This window comes from Gammaproteobacteria bacterium, assembly GCA_013151035.1.
Classification (GTDB): domain Bacteria; phylum Pseudomonadota; class Gammaproteobacteria; order JAADJB01; family JAADJB01; genus JAADJB01.
On record JAADJB010000041.1, the window covers coordinates 57031 to 71156 of the forward strand.

Sequence of the window (14126 nt, forward strand, 5' to 3'; positions counted from 1 at the left end):
CACAGACCGGGAGCAGAAGATATGCGGCAAATAAAACAAACAGCTTTCACAGACTGGCTTTACTCGACAGTGTTGCTTGGCGTGAAAGACAATCAGGGCATGAAATTTATTAAAGACCGCTACATCCCGATCAAGCCCCTGCTCAAAAAAGCCTCTTAGTATGGATTATCAGGTGTAACCAGGGCAGGATAAGGGTTAGCAAACCAAGGATAATAATCAGAGCACCGGCCAGGATGCGTAATTGCCGTCCTTGTAGGAAACGAATAACTCTCTGTCCCAGTAAACCGGTGAACAACATCACGGGAAGAGTACCCACACCAAAGGCCAACATCAATAAACCCGAGTGTTGCCAATTGGCCGCCAACAAAGCCCAACTCAAGGTGGTATAAACCAGACCACAGGGCAATAAACCCCATATCAAGCCCAGACCCATTGCCTGGATCATATTGTTTGCCGGTAAAACCTTACGCGTCAGCGGCTGTACACATCGCCAAAGCCCGGCTGCCATAGCCTCAATACGGGTTAAACCCATCCACCATTGCATCATATACAGCCCCATAGCAATCATCAATAAACCCGCCAGGGTTCTGAAAAGAGGCCCCGCCAAGGGAGATAATTGGGTAAGCTGATCACCAAAAAAACCCAATAATATACCGAGGGAGGTATAGGTCAGGATTCGCCCCAGATTATAGGCCAGCAATAAAGACCAGCGCGGTGATGATTGCCCCATACTGAGTAAGGCACTAACACCACCACACATACCGATACAGTGGGTGTTCCCCAACAGGCCGATTAGTAGTGCTGCTGAGAGGGTTAACTCATTCATGAAAAAGGTCCGTGGTACGTTCTACCTTGGGGACAGAGCCCAAAACCGGCTCTGTCCCCAGTTTGTGCCATCCACTGGGTTAACGTTTATGGGGACGTCTTGAGGTCATCTTACGGCGTGTTCTATCATCTACTTGACGACCTTTCATACCCGGTTTCGCCCGCACATCATCTAGCCCGACCGAGCGACGTAGACGGTTAACTGATGCCATGGGCAGATAATCAAAACGCCCCATACGCAGATCCCTGGGCAGCCCCTCAGACCCATAACGGATACGGATTAATCGACTGACCTGAATCCCCTGAGATTCCCACAAACGTCGCACCACTCGATTACGACCTTCTCTCAGAATGACATGATACCAGTGATTGGCACCGGTACCGCCCGCCTCCTTGATCATATCAAAGTGTGCCATGCCACCCTCAAGCTCAACCCCCGCACGCATATTCTTCAATAGCTCAGGATCAATCTCACCCAACACACGCACGGCATATTCACGATCAATTTCACTGGAGGGATGCATCAACTTATTCGCCAGTTCACCGTCATTGGTAAATAACAGAATGCCCGAGGTATTCACATCCAGTCGACCGACCGAGACCCAACGCCCCGGACGCAGACGCGGCAGATTTTCAAATACCGTAGGACGACCCTCTGGATCATTACGGGTACAGAATTCACCTTCAGGCTTATGGTATACCAGCACCTTGCATTCAATCTCATCATCCTTACCAGGGATACGCAGATCACGACCATCCAGACGGATACGTTCATTCCCTTCAACCTTGATACCTGGTTGAGCCAACACACCATTGACCGTAATCCGGCCCTCAGCAATCCACTCCTCCACCTTACGCCTGGAGGCGATACCTGCATTTGCCAATACTTTTTGTAACCGATCTGCCATCTCTATTTATTCCTACCATTCACAATTGTCGGGTTCCCTAAAGGATTTGGATTTCCAATCCGTCACGCTACGCTCAATTTTTCAAGAGCTCTGACCCCTTGATTTCATCCAGTTTACTACAAGAGTTATGAAGTGTTTATCTTTGTCAGAGACCGTCAGCCGCAGGGATGCGGCTGTCGAGCCTACATGGACGTATTCACGGCGTGTCTCTGAGAAAGATAAACACTTCATGACTCAAACTCAAAACCGCCTAATGCAAGGTATCCGTCTGTTCCACGTCATCACCCTCAGCCAATGGCACCACAACACCGGCATCCTCTTCATCACTCCCGGCATCAACCTCTTCTTGCCTGGGTTCCAGATCCAGCACTGCATTAATACTACCAATATCACGCAACTCTGCCAGACTGGGGAGATCTTCCAGACCTTTAAGATTAAAGTCATCCAGAAAATCCCGCGCCGTGGCATACATCGCCGGACGACCCGGTACATCTCTATGTCCAACAATCCTGACCCACTCACGTTCCATCAAGGTCTTCATAATGGATGAGGAAACACTGACACCACGCACCTCTTCAATCTCGGCACGCGTAATCGGTTGCCGGTAGGCAATCAGACCCAGCGTCTCAAGCAAGGCACGCGAATATTTCTGTGGCCGTTCTTCCCACAAGCGTGAGATCCAGGGAGCCAGATCACTATTCACCTGAATACGATAACCACTAGATACCTGCATGAGCCTGATACCTCGACCCTCGTATTCAAGTTGTAATTGATCCAACACCAACTGCAACCGTTCCTTATCCGGACGTTGATCCAGATCGAACAAAGCCATCAGGTCATCCATCTTGAGCGCATGCCCCGCTGCCAACAAAGCCGCTTCCACAATATTCTTTAATTCAGATTCATTCATCGTCACTTGTCATCTCTATCTTGTCACTATCATTAGCGTCATCTTCAATAGTGCCCCCTGCTGCCTTCACGTAGATCGGGGCAAAGGGTTCGGACTGCACCATCTCCAACATAGAACCCTTAATCAATTCCAGTATCGCCAGTAGACTCACCACCACACCCATACGCCCTTCTTCAACCGTAAATAGCGTGGTAAATTCAGTAAACTTATCGGCATTAATCGAGCCCAGGATATTAGACATCCGCTCACGCACCGACAATGCCTCACGTTGAATATGATGATGCGAAAACATTTCGGCACGTTTCATCACCTGCTGTACCGCTAACAATAACTCACGCAGACTGACCTGTGGCAAGGCACGCGCCTCATGTGCATTGTCCGGTGCCTCGGCATGGGTTAAAAACACATCCCTGCCCACACGCGGCAAGGCATCCAGATCCTCTGCTGCCTGTTTGTAGCGTTCATACTCCTGTAAACGACGCACCAGCTCGGCACGCGGATCACCCTCATCCGGCTCATCACTAACAGGGCGAGGCAATAACAGGCGTGATTTAATCTCTGCCAGCATCGCCGCCATCACTAGATATTCCGCCGCTATCTCCAGCTTTAACTCATCCATCAAGCCAATATAATCCATATATTGCTTGGTAATCTTAGCTAACGAAATATCGAGAACATTCAGATTCTGACGTTTAATCAGATAAAGCAAAAGATCCAACGGCCCTTCAAAGGCCTCCAGAATAATCTCCAGCGCATCCGGCGGGATATAAAGATCCTGCGGTAGCTCGGTAACCGCTTCACCCTGCACGATGGCAAAGGGCATCTCAGCCTGCTTATTTAATTCACTTGATGTCAGATCATTTTCCATAAGGAACCTGTTAACGGTAATTCAGGCCCATCGCCTGTCGTACTTCATCCAGGGTCGTGCGTGCGACCTCACGCGCAGCCTCTGCACCTTCCTCAAGGATATTACGCACAATACGTGGATCAGATTCATACTCAGCTGCACGTTCATGAATCGGTTTCAGCTCAACTGTCACTGCATCAATAATGGGCTGTTTGCAATCGAGGCAACCAATACCGGCGGTCGTGCAACCCTCCTGCACCCATTGCTTAACCTCATCATCACTATACACCTGATGCAGATCCCACACCGGGCACTTAGCCGGATCACCCGGATCCGTGCGTCGAACCCGTGCCGGATCGGTTGGCATGGTACGCAGCTTGCGATCCACCTCAGCAAGATCCTCACGTAGAAAAATGGTATTACCATAAGACTTGGACATCTTGCGCCCATCCAGCCCCGGCATTTTTGATGCCGGTGTTAACAGTGCCTGGGGTTCTGGCAGGATAATACGCCCAACGCCTTCCAGATAACCCGTTAGCCGTTCACGATCACCCAGTGACAGGTTCTGCTGATCAGCAACCAGGACACGACCAATCTCAAGTGCTTCTTCTTCACCTTTCTCCTGAAAACGTTTCCTCAGACTCTTGTATAACTTGGCATTCTTCTTGCCCATCTTCTTGATCGCATCCTCTGCATTGCGCTCAAAATCAGGCTCACGACCATACAGATGATTAAAACGTCTAGCGACCTCACGCGTCAGTTCCACATGCGCCACCTGATCGGCACCAACAGGTACTTGACCCGCTTTATAGATCAGGATATCCGCACTCTGTAACAAGGGATAACCCAAAAAACCATAGGTTGCCAGATCCTTTTCACGCAACTGTTCCTGCTGATCCTTGTAACTAGGCACACGTTCCAACCATCCCAATGGTGTGGACATCGACAATAATAGATGCAATTCAGCGTGTTCCGGCACCTGCGACTGAATAAACAGATGCGCCATATTAGGGTTCACACCCACAGCCAGCCAATCCACCACCATATCCCAGATACTTTGATTGATAATCGAAGGATCTTCATAGTGTGTTGTCAGGGCATGCCAGTCGGCAACAAAAAAGAAGCAATCGTACTCCTGCTGCAACGTCACCCAGTTCTTTAAGACCCCGTGATAATGCCCCAGATGCAGCCGCCCGGTTGGTCGCATGCCTGATAATACCCGTAAATTTTGACTCGCATTCAATGTGTTTACCTATGTTCCAAATATCATATATAACAAGTTCTGTAACAAACTAACCACCGGTAATAAAATCTTTGCTAACAGCCCTGTTGCTATTAAGCCAATCAGGATAAAGAAACCATAAGGTTCAACCCTTGCCAGCTTCCAGGCCCAAGGGCCCGGCAACAACCCCGTCAGGATACGACCACCATCCAGTGGCGGGATGGGCAATAGATTCAGCACCATCAATACCAGGTTGACGGATATACCAATCTGCGCCATCAGGATCATAGGGCGCGAATACCAGAGTGCCTCATGACCAAGAACCAGACCCAACTTGAGTATCATTGCCCAACCAATCGCCATCAGCAGATTAGCAAATGGCCCGGCAAAGGCAACCAATGCCATATCCCGTTTCGGATTATGTAGATTCTGCCAGGTCACCGGCACCGGTTTGGCCCAACCAAAGACAAAGGAGTGCCCCAGCTGTGAACTCAACAACAGTAATGATGCAGGCACCAAGATAGTTCCCACTAGATCAATATGCTTCAGTGGATTCAAGGTCAAACGGCCCAGCATCAGCGCAGTCTTGTCACCCAGCCGCGCAGCCACCCAGCCATGCGCCACCTCATGCACCGTAATGGCAAATAATAAGGGCAGAATCGCTATCGAGATATATTGAATCGTAGACAGACCTAACATGACGGCATTATACCCTGACAAATCACTCGAAGTCTCATACAAATCCTTCCGTAGAACCACAACCCTGACGAATGATTTGTGGCACATCATCAACAAAATCAATCACTGTGCTTGCCTCATAGCCACAATGTCCGGCATCAATCACCAGGTCTACCTCATGTTCCAGTCGTTCCCTGATCTCATGGGCATCAACCTCGGGCCCCTCGGCACCCGGCAGAATCAAGGTGGTGCTCATAATAGGTTCCTGCAATTCATCCAGTAAGGCATGGGCAACAGGATGATCCGGCACACGGATACCGATGGTCTTGCGTTTGGCGTGTAACAGGCGTTTAGGCACCTCATTGGTCGCCTTGAAGATGAAGGTATAAGGCCCCGGTGTATGCGCCTTTAATAGACGATAGGCGGAATTATTAACACGCGCATAGGTCGAAATCTCGGATAAATCCCGACACACCAGGGTAAAGTTATGGCGATCATTCAACTGCCTAATACGACGAATACGTTCCATGCCACGCTTGTCGCCCAAATGACAACCCAGCGCATAACTGGAGTCGGTGGGATAGGCAATCACTGCTCCATCATGGCGTAACATCTCAACCGCCCGACGAATCAATCGTAGCTGCGGGTTTTCAGGGTGCACTTCAAAATACTGACTCATAGCACAACCGCAGGCTGTTGTATCACTGCAGGCAACAACGATGACCAGACTTCATGTTCCCACACAGGCTGGCAACTCGCAGGAATGGTTTGCAATCGTCCCATCTTCAGCCAGGCATTCTCCGGACCATGATAATCACTACCACGCGAGGCCAATAGATGCTGTGTTTGAGCCCGTTTACTCATGTGCTCAATCTCATCGCGCGTCGGATTACCCGACACCACTTCCATAGCCACTCCACCCAATTCCTTGAATTCACCCAGTAACAATTTCAGTTTAGTGGCGGTAAAACGATAACGCGCTGGATGTGCCACGACAGCAATACCCCCGGCCGCCTTAATCCAGCGCAAGGTATCTTCAAGGCTCGCCCACTGCCCATTCACATAACCCGGTTTGTTATGCACCAGAAAACGTTTGAAGACCTCACGCATATCTCGTGCATACTCTTTTTCAATCAAAAATTTAGCAAAATGCACACGACCAATAATACTGCCGGTAGCATATACCTGCGCACCCTCGTAGGCATCAGGGATACCCGCCTTGTGCAGACGTTTGGCAATTTCCTGCGCGCGCCATATCCTGAATTCACGCAGCCCACTTAGACCCTGTTGCAATATTTCATTATCCACTTGCGCCAACAGACCCACAATATGAATCGTATATTTATTCCAGCTCACCGAGATTTCCACACCATTGATCAGGCTGATCCCGACACGCGCTGCTTCCAATCCAGCCTCAGCCAAACCATCCGTGGTGTCGTGATCCGTTAACGCCAACACATCCACCCCGGATTGATGGGCATGACGAACCAGCTCCGACGGGCTTAGGCTGCCATCCGAGATGATCGAATGGCTATGTAGATCATAATGTAAACTCATGGGTGATATTGTAACGTAATTAGCTATACCCGCGCCTTGATAATATCGGCGACCCGGAATGCATTAGCGTAAATAGTCCAGGTATAGGGCACACTGCCACCGGTTGGCATAAAACTACCATCGGTTACATAGACATTATCGACATCATGGATACGACAATCCTTGTCCAGTACCGAGATCTTTGGATCATGGCCAAAACGACAGCCCCCTGCCACCAGATTAGGCGTTGGGGTACCACTAACACTATAACGAATATTATCGGCATGCATTGCCTCCATCACACCGACGGCCTTTTGTGATAAAAACTCACCCACTTTCAAATCCTGTTGGTGATAGCCAATACGCACCCTGGCAACCGGGCTACCCCACTTATCTTTCACTTGATGATCCAGGCTGACAAAACAATTATCCGTCGGCAACCAGTCATTAAACACCTCAAACCTTAGATCCTGTGTGGTAGTAAAGGTGCTTTTCAAGCGTTGCTTCAGAGCCTTCCCCCAGACCAGACCATTATCATCAAAGGGTAACCCCATGGCCCTGCCCATCGGGCCGGGGTGACGCAACAGGAAGTCAATGGTGCCGCCCTTCACCCTGCCACCCATGAATTCATCATCAATAAAATACCAATCCTGTAAACCCCGGTTAACAAAAGGCCCGCGTGTGTTCATCGCCTCCGCCATTATCTTGTCCATCTTGCCGTAGGTGAATTCACCAGTACCCGCTCCACCGGCAGAAAACAATAGATTCTTGCCCAGTTGTTGATAGCGATTACCCAGCCCATCGGGGTGCCGTTCACCGACAGATGCCAACAACAGACGGCTGCTTTCAATCGCATGGCAGGCGACCACAAACACCTTGGCAGAGAGTGTTGTGCGCTTATTATGTTTATCAACATATTCCACCGAAACCACCTTACCCGCACTATTACTAATCAACCGAGTCACCTTTGATTCTGGCTGAATTTTACAATAACCCGTTTTCAGCGCACGATTAAGCAGGGCCGCGCGTGAACTGCCCTTAGCCCCGGAGTGACAACCATAACTGCCACAGAAACCCGAATACTCACAACCACGACGATCCTTATCCGAAACCGACAATATTGCCCGTGGTGTACGCAAGGCATGATAACCGAGCGATTCACAGGCATTATCAATCATTGATACGATGGGATGTTCCCGCGTTGGCGGATAAGGGAAATCAGCACTTGAACGAGGCTCCAGCAAAGGATGTCTTTGCACCTGCCCTGAGATGCCCACCTCCAATTCAACTTTGCTATACCAAGGCTCCATATCCTCATAGCTAATCGGCCAGTCAGCAACATTAGCCCCCTCTATCGGGCCAAATTCAGAACGCAGATAAAAATCCTGTGGCTTAAGGCGATAAAAAAAACCACTCATCAGATTACTAGCACCGCCCACCAGACTGCCATTCCAGAAACTCCAACCCGATTCCGAACCCGCCTCAGCGTGCCAGTCACCCATCTCATCCATTTCTTCAATGACATGCTGTTCATCACGTAGATCAGGGGTATAGGCATTATGAATATAACTGGCAAGGTCATCCTTGGCAAAATCACCCTCATTCAACCAATAACCCTTCTCCAGCACCAGAACCGACTTACCCGCCTTGGCACACTCAAGGGCAACAGGGCCGCCGCCAGCACCACTACCAATGACAATGACATCGTAATCCATATTTTATCGCTCCGTTAACTCAAGAGACAGGGATTGCTCTTCTCGAACAGAGACCGTCAGCCGCATGGACGCGGCTGTCGAGCCACCATGGATGGTTTCACGGCGTGTCTCTGTTCGAGAAGAGCAACCCCTGTCTCGAACCAACCAGGCATAATTACAGTTAAAATCACTCATTGTAATCCCGTTTTTGATAAGCCAACTTATAAAACAAATTTCTCTCCGTTGGTGTAGGAAAACCCGGCTGATGCTGCAACCATTCCCAACCCACAGCATTGGCATTACCGCCATAAACAGGATCACTCAACAAGGCTTCCAGAATATAACGCAGTTGCAAACCCAACCATCGATACCCCGCCCGACTACCCTCAATCCTACGTAGCACCCTTTCCTTTTTATCCACATCAAGGGTAATAAAGTCCTGTGCATAGAACTCCCTCGCCATCCCGTTTAACCAACCCTCACCCTGCTCAATAAATGCAGCTTCATCTTTATCAGCCCCCGGACGCTGAAGCATATTCTTCAAATAGCTAATGGCATGAATATCGTAGGCACCCGGTGAATCCGCATCCGCAGGAAACAAATGTTCCTGCACCGCAGCAATGGTTCGCCATGGCTCAGCCAGAACAGCCTTATCAAGTGGTGTTTGTCGTAATACAGCCAGACTACCCAGCGGGTAACTCACACTCATACCGGCTAATAACACTAAAAATTCACGACGATTTATAATAGACACCCATTACCCCACTAAAATGGTAGAGGATGGCGGAGTGCCTATCTTTAGCAGAGACCGTCAGCCGCATGGACGCGGCCGTCGAGCCTACAGGAATATATTCACGGCGTGTCGATGATAAAGATAGGCACCCTGCCATCCTCAAATACACTCCAAAGTATAAGCCAAAAGTATGCCTACAATCTCAAATCAGGTAAGATAGCCCCTTTAATAGACTAAACTAAGGACAATCACCCTGCCATACAGGGACTGATATAGATCAAAACTCAATGAAATTTCTGTTCGACTTTTTCCCCATCCTACTATTTTTTGCCGCCTACAAGATCTATGGTATCTATGCTGCAACTGCAACCGCCATCGCCGCCACCTTTTTGCAAGTCGGCTTGTACTGGCTCAAGAATCGCAGTTTTGAGAAATCACACCTCATTACATTGACCATCATCGTTATCTTTGGTGGTGCTACCCTTTACCTGCATGACCCACTATTTATCAAATGGAAGCCCACAGTAGCCTACTGGTTATTTGCCATCACCTTTATTGGCAGCCAGTTTATTGGTGAAAAGCCCCTGATTAAACGCATGATGGGACACGCCATCAGTGTACCTGATATCATCTGGACTCGACTCAACATCACCTGGGCTCTATTTTTTATTGCCATGGGTCTGGTTAATCTCTATGTTGCATACAACTATGATGAAGACACTTGGGTTAATTTCAAGTTGTTTGGGTTAATGGGAATCACCCTGCTTTTTGTACTTGCCCAGGGTTTATATCTTTCACGTTACATGGAAGATGAAGATGAAGATGATGAAAACGAAAAAGAAAAGATTAAAGAGGAATCCTGATGTTATACGCTATCCTGTCGACCGATGTCGAAAATAGCCTAGAAAAACGAATGAGTGTTCGCCCTGCACATATCGAACGTCTACAACAACTACAAAATCAAGGTCGCTTGATTATTGCCGGCCCACACCCTGCCATTGATTCCGACACGCCTGGTGATGCCGGGTTTACTGGTAGCCTGGTGATTGCTGAATTTAAAACCCTTGCAGAAGCACAAACCTGGGCCGATGCCGACCCTTATCTAGAGTCAGGCGCTTATGCAAAAGTCACCGTTAAACCATTTAAGAAGGTATTACCATAATGAGTACAATGAACAGTGAAACCATCCACGCAAAACTAACCAACGCATTAAGCCCCAGCATACTGGAGATTATTGACCAAAGCGCACAACATGCCGGACATGAAGGTGCCGCCGGTGGTGGAGGGCACTTTGTTGTCCATATCGTGTCAGACCAATTTGAAGGCAAGAGCCTGATCCAGCGCCATCGTCTAATTTATGACGTTATGGGCGATGCAATGGAGCATGAAATTCACGCCCTCAGCATCAAGGCCGCTACACCGCAAGAACATGCGAAAAAGTCTTAATAACTTATATATTAAAAGGAAATAACATGCGTAAACTACTTCAATCCTGTTTATTAACATCAAGCCTGTTAATCGGTCTTAACGCGGGTACTGCACAGGCAGATATCGTAGCGACTACGGATGATAACTCACCGGTTCTGGCTACCGTCAATGGTAAACCGATCACACAACAGATGTATTCCATGTATGCCTCTAAACGCAATAGTGGTCGTCCCGGCACCCCACCACCGAGCTCCGAAACCATCATCAACGATATGATCAAACTCGAAATCGTTGCTCAAGATGCGCAAGCTCAGGGACTTGATCTGCGTGCAGATGTAAAAACCCAACTAGAATGGCTAAAGCGAACCACGTTGGCCAGCATCAGCATCCAGGAATTCATAACGCATAACCCCGTCACCGAAGCCGACATGAAAAAGGCCTATGATGAACAAATCGCCAATACCGGTGGCGAAGAATATCATGCACGTCACATTCTGGTAAGCAGCAAGGGTGATGCCGAAGCCATTATCAAACAACTTGATGAAGGTGCTGACTTTGCTGAGCTGGCAAAAGAAAAATCCACCGGTCCCACAGGCAAGCAAGGCGGTGATCTGGGCTGGTTTACTGCCGATAGAATGGTTAAACCATTCGCTAACGCACTAATGAAGATGAAAAAAGGAAGCTATAGCAAAACCCCGGTTGAAACCCAGTTTGGTCAGCATATTATATACCTGGAAGAGACCAGAGAGCTTAGCCCCCCTTCCTACGATCAGATCAAACCCCGCTTACAACACATGATGCAGGGACAAAAGGTTGAGACCTATATCCATGATCTTAAAGAAAAGGCAACCGTTGTTATCAAATAAGCCATGTCAATAACAGGGAACCTCTGATCAGAGGTTCCCTACCCCACAACCCTATTCAAATTCAGCCTGTTCCACTTCCAACAATGCCAGACTAATATGCTTGCCAATCATGGCATCAAAATCAGCCCAATCCTTATAGGCAGACAACATTTTAACAATCATGGGTTTCATTTCATAATCGGTCAGACCTTCTTCATAATATTTACCAACCGCACCATAAATAATCTCAAAATAGGTCTTTTGCAATTTCACGATCTCAACGCTAGAGCTTACCCCGTGACCAGGAACATAATGTTCTAAGCCTAAAGAAATCGCCCTATCACAAGCTTTAATAATATCCCTGAAACTGGCATCATCCATACGCAAAATACGCTTATAGGCAACATTATCACCCGTAAACATTAAAGAATCGTCCACAAACTCAATCATAATATCGCTATCACTATGCGCGATCCCCACCGAATGGATGCGAAGCTGTAAACCGTGGATAGTCAATTGATCACCATCAACCAGTGCCTGCTCCGGATAATAAATCTCTGTCCCTTCAGTAGCACCTTCGGTCAGCCTGTTCAGCAGTTCAATCCAGCCATGAGCCTCCCCTTGCTTCGCCTTTTTGATCATGCGTGGGTCGGCATAAACAATCGCATCAGGCCAGGCGCTTTTAATCGCATCATTACCCAACCAGTGATCCCCGTGAATATGGGTATTGAAAACATGAGTTACCGGTTTTTTTGTCAGTGCCTTAATGTGATTGAGTAACATCTCACTAACTTCATCACTAGAACCAGGGTCAACCACAATCACACCCTGGTCAGCAATAATAAACGCTGGATTATTCATAAAACCCCGATTCTCAGGGCTAGGGGTCTCTAATGGCCCATGAATAACATAGGTATGTTCGGAGACTTGTTTAAGCGGATAATCCAGCACATCAGCAACACTACTGATCGAAAAAAACAGGCTGAAAACACACAACAACTTAATAACATTAAACATATTTACTCTGCCACACCATTCCCTGACGGGATATCTGAATTAAAAGAAAAGCCTACGCCGCACACTACAAATGTGAAAACCATCACATACCCACAACAACCAGGTCACAGCATTCAAACCCCACAGGAATACACTGGTTTTAAAGATTTTTTCATCATGGCCCCAGACCAAAGTGGAGATAAACATGAATACCAGTACCCGTCATACACATATTATCACCTCAGGAGTTATCGCATTAATATTCTGCTCTTCCGCTGTAGCTCATACCAGACAATATCACAGTAATGTATCCCAGGTTAATTCCGTAGCATCCAGAACCCATAATCATATCAACCAGAAACTCAATCAAGTCATTTATACCCGTCACATAAAACATCCTCTTTTATGGTCTGGAGGTAATTTTAATGCCCGCCTGAAACGTAACGGTATAACACTTGCTTATGACTTCTAGAAAGGCTGATAGAGCTCGATCCATAGTAAAAATACCACCTATATTCAAAAACAACCTCCAAAACGTGACCGTCATCACATTTATCACGCAACCCAATCACAGTATTACGCATCATAAGATCGCACAATAATCTCTAACGAACCCAAACTGTGAAACAAATGGTAATCGAGATGAAGACACAGCATATTGCAAAAAGCCTATTACTTATTCAACTAGGTATCATGTTTCCAATAAATACATACGCGACAACTTATTGCATTGATCGCGAGGCTGTCGAAGAAACAACTTGTGACTACGTTTTAACCAGCATCTCAGAAGTAGATAATCTGATGAGCAACAATAAATTACAGGCTGGTGACAATGTATTGTTTAATAGAGGCGATGTATGGACAGAACAACTGGACATCAAGGTTTCAGGCGTTGCAGGACTACCCATCACCTTTGGTGCTTATGGAGACATTAATCTACCTAATCCTACCATTGAGTGGGATTTTAATTTATTTAACAAAAGAAATGGGGGCTTTGAACGGGTAGAAGGCAATATTGATGATGATGTCAGCGATGATTTTGATAAGTGGTATGAAGGCAATAATGGTGGCCTTAATTATATTGCAGCGATCAGCAACATCGAAGATGGAAATACGGCAGTAAAAATTCATCATGATATAAACGAAAACGTTGATCCATTCTTGAGAAACAACATCGCTTTAGTAAAAGCAGGTGTGGAATATTACATCGACCTATACGCACGCATCGATGCCATGTCCAGAGAAGGGCTTCGCATAAGAATAAGAGATATGGTTAATAACAAAGATCTACAAGATGATGGCACATGGTCTGAACAATTCAACCTATTGGAAGAGTTCTCCGTATCCAGCACCGACACCTGGGAAAATGTATCAAAAGAATTTATAACCGAGCCTACCGGTGATAGCAACGGAAACATTCAACTACGAATAGATATTGTTGCAGACATACCCGGAACAACCGCTTATGTCGATAATATTTATTTGCAAGAGAATAGCAGCCGAT

The 14126-nt window shown here is 47.4% G+C and carries 19 protein-coding genes; 6 read left to right on the top strand and 13 right to left on the bottom strand.

Features of this window, described 5'->3' with window-relative positions; all coding sequences use genetic code 11:
• Positions 1-21: 21 nt before the first annotated feature.
• Entirely contained in the window at positions 22-159 is a 138-nt protein-coding gene (locus tag GXP22_09160) for a hypothetical protein (GenBank protein ID NOX09634.1), read from the top strand.
• Here GXP22_09160 and GXP22_09165 read toward each other — a convergent pair.
• The 12 genes from GXP22_09165 to GXP22_09220 form a co-directional block, all read right to left on the bottom strand.
• Complete coding sequence (locus GXP22_09165) at positions 143-826, bottom strand: sulfite exporter TauE/SafE family protein (GenBank protein NOX09635.1); 684 nt, start codon at positions 824-826, stop codon at positions 143-145. The two genes, GXP22_09160 and GXP22_09165, sit on opposite strands and share 17 nt — an antisense overlap.
• A gap of 79 nt (positions 827-905) precedes the next feature.
• Positions 906-1733: a pseudouridine synthase gene (locus GXP22_09170; GenBank protein ID NOX09636.1), complete on the bottom strand. Its 828-nt coding sequence runs from the start codon at positions 1731-1733 to the stop codon at positions 906-908.
• 250 nt (positions 1734-1983) lie between these two features.
• A complete protein-coding gene (gene scpB / locus GXP22_09175) occupies positions 1984-2643 on the bottom strand; it encodes an SMC-Scp complex subunit ScpB (protein ID NOX09637.1) in 660 nt (219 codons plus the stop codon).
• Entirely contained in the window at positions 2636-3466 is an 831-nt protein-coding gene (locus GXP22_09180; protein NOX09638.1) for a segregation/condensation protein A, read from the bottom strand. Before GXP22_09180 ends, scpB begins: the two co-directional genes overlap by 8 nt.
• A gap of 55 nt (positions 3467-3521) precedes the next feature.
• Positions 3522-4697 carry a tryptophan--tRNA ligase gene (locus GXP22_09185; GenBank protein ID NOX09639.1) on the bottom strand — a complete coding sequence of 392 codons (1176 nt, stop codon included), beginning with the start codon at positions 4695-4697 and terminating at the stop codon, positions 3522-3524.
• A 45-nt stretch (positions 4698-4742) separates the two neighbouring features.
• Positions 4743-5411, bottom strand: a complete 669-nt coding sequence (locus GXP22_09190) for a site-2 protease family protein (protein ID NOX09640.1) — start codon at positions 5409-5411, stop codon at positions 4743-4745.
• Between the two features lie 34 nt (positions 5412-5445).
• Positions 5446-6069, bottom strand: a complete 624-nt coding sequence (locus GXP22_09195; protein ID NOX09641.1) for a threonylcarbamoyl-AMP synthase — start codon at positions 6067-6069, stop codon at positions 5446-5448.
• Entirely contained in the window at positions 6066-6947 is an 882-nt protein-coding gene (locus GXP22_09200; protein ID NOX09642.1) for a PHP domain-containing protein, read from the bottom strand. Before GXP22_09200 ends, GXP22_09195 begins: the two co-directional genes overlap by 4 nt.
• A gap of 23 nt (positions 6948-6970) precedes the next feature.
• Complete coding sequence (locus GXP22_09205; GenBank protein NOX09643.1) at positions 6971-8641, bottom strand: GMC family oxidoreductase; 1671 nt, start codon at positions 8639-8641, stop codon at positions 6971-6973.
• 3 nt (positions 8642-8644) lie between these two features.
• Entirely contained in the window at positions 8645-8815 is a 171-nt protein-coding gene (locus tag GXP22_09210; GenBank protein ID NOX09644.1) for a hypothetical protein, read from the bottom strand.
• A complete protein-coding gene (locus GXP22_09215) occupies positions 8808-9374 on the bottom strand; it encodes a gluconate 2-dehydrogenase subunit 3 family protein (GenBank protein NOX09645.1) in 567 nt (188 codons plus the stop codon). The genes GXP22_09210 and GXP22_09215 overlap by 8 nt, the downstream gene beginning before the upstream one ends.
• Complete coding sequence (locus tag GXP22_09220) at positions 9352-9510, bottom strand: hypothetical protein (protein ID NOX09646.1); 159 nt, start codon at positions 9508-9510, stop codon at positions 9352-9354. Before GXP22_09220 ends, GXP22_09215 begins: the two co-directional genes overlap by 23 nt.
• Positions 9511-9640: 130 nt before the next feature.
• On the opposite strand from GXP22_09220, the gene GXP22_09225 reads away from it, so the two are divergent.
• The 4 genes from GXP22_09225 to GXP22_09240 are packed head-to-tail and all read left to right on the top strand — an operon-like array spanning position 9641 to position 11647.
• Complete coding sequence (locus tag GXP22_09225; GenBank protein NOX09647.1) at positions 9641-10216, top strand: septation protein A; 576 nt, start codon at positions 9641-9643, stop codon at positions 10214-10216.
• Entirely contained in the window at positions 10216-10515 is a 300-nt protein-coding gene (locus GXP22_09230) for a YciI family protein (protein NOX09648.1), read from the top strand. Before GXP22_09225 ends, GXP22_09230 begins: the two co-directional genes overlap by 1 nt.
• An 8-nt stretch (positions 10516-10523) precedes the next feature.
• Positions 10524-10799 carry a BolA family transcriptional regulator gene (locus GXP22_09235; protein NOX09649.1) on the top strand — a complete coding sequence of 92 codons (276 nt, stop codon included), beginning with the start codon at positions 10524-10526 and terminating at the stop codon, positions 10797-10799.
• Between the two features lie 26 nt (positions 10800-10825).
• The gene (locus GXP22_09240; protein NOX09650.1) at positions 10826-11647 is read left to right on the top strand and encodes a peptidylprolyl isomerase; all 822 of its coding nucleotides are present in this window, start codon (positions 10826-10828) and stop codon (positions 11645-11647) included.
• 51 nt (positions 11648-11698) lie between these two features.
• Here the strand turns inward: GXP22_09240 and GXP22_09245 are convergent, their stop codons facing one another.
• Positions 11699-12643, bottom strand: a complete 945-nt coding sequence (locus GXP22_09245) for an MBL fold metallo-hydrolase (GenBank protein NOX09651.1) — start codon at positions 12641-12643, stop codon at positions 11699-11701.
• A 621-nt stretch (positions 12644-13264) separates the two neighbouring features.
• On the opposite strand from GXP22_09245, the gene GXP22_09250 reads away from it, so the two are divergent.
• Positions 13265-14126, top strand: an 862-nt coding sequence (locus GXP22_09250; protein ID NOX09652.1) for a hypothetical protein, incomplete at its 3' end; no start/stop codon positions are given.